1 protein-coding gene is annotated in these 783 nt (G+C 66.3%); it reads left to right on the forward strand.

The features are described 5' to 3' along the window. Nucleotides 1-783 (forward strand): acyltransferase domain-containing protein (locus OO67_RS35370; protein ID WP_033305941.1); only part of this gene is annotated, 783 nt, incomplete at both ends.

A 783-nucleotide genomic window follows, 5' to 3' on the forward strand; every position in this document is an offset into this window, starting at 1 on the left:
CAGGGGACGCAGTGGGTGGGGATGGGTGCGCGGTTGGCGCGGGAGAGTTCTGTTTTCGCGGCGCGGTTGGGGGAGTGTGCGGAGGCGTTGGCGCCTTTGGTGGATTGGTCGTTGTGGGATGTGTTGGCTGAGGTGGGTTCTGGTGGGCGTGGTGTGGCGGGGTCTGCGTTGGAGCGGGTGGATGTGGTTCAGCCGGTGTCGTTCGCGGTGATGGTGTCGTTGGCGGCGTTGTGGCGTTCGTATGGTGTGGAGCCGGATGCGGTGGTGGGGCATTCGCAGGGTGAGATCGCGGCGGCTGTGGTGTCGGGTGCGTTGTCGTTGGAGGATGGTGCGTGGGTGGTGGCGTTGCGGTCGCAGGTGATTGCGCGGTCGTTGGCGGGTGGGGGTGGGATGTTGTCGGTGGGGTTGCCGGTGGTGGATGTGGAGGGGCGTCTTCCGGGGGGTGTGTCGGTGGCGGCGGTGAATGGGCCGTCGTCGGTGGTGGTTTCGGGTGATTCCGGTGGGTTGGATGTGTTGCAGGCGGAGTTGGTGGCTGAGGGTGTGAGGGTTCGGCGTATCGCGGTGGATTATGCGTCGCATTCGGTGCAGGTGGGTTCTGTCGAGGCGGAGTTGTCGCGGGTGCTGGCGCCGGTGGTGCCGTGTGTTCCGGAGGTTCCGTTCTTCTCGTCGGTGACGGGTGGCTGGGTGGGTGAGGGGGTGGTTGATGCGGGGTACTGGTATCGCAATCTGCGGCAGCCGGTGCTCTTCGCCGACGCGATCGGCACCCTCGTCCGCGAAGGGTTC

The organism is Streptomyces atroolivaceus, assembly GCF_000717025.1.
GTDB classification, from domain to species: domain Bacteria; phylum Actinomycetota; class Actinomycetes; order Streptomycetales; family Streptomycetaceae; genus Streptomyces; species Streptomyces atroolivaceus.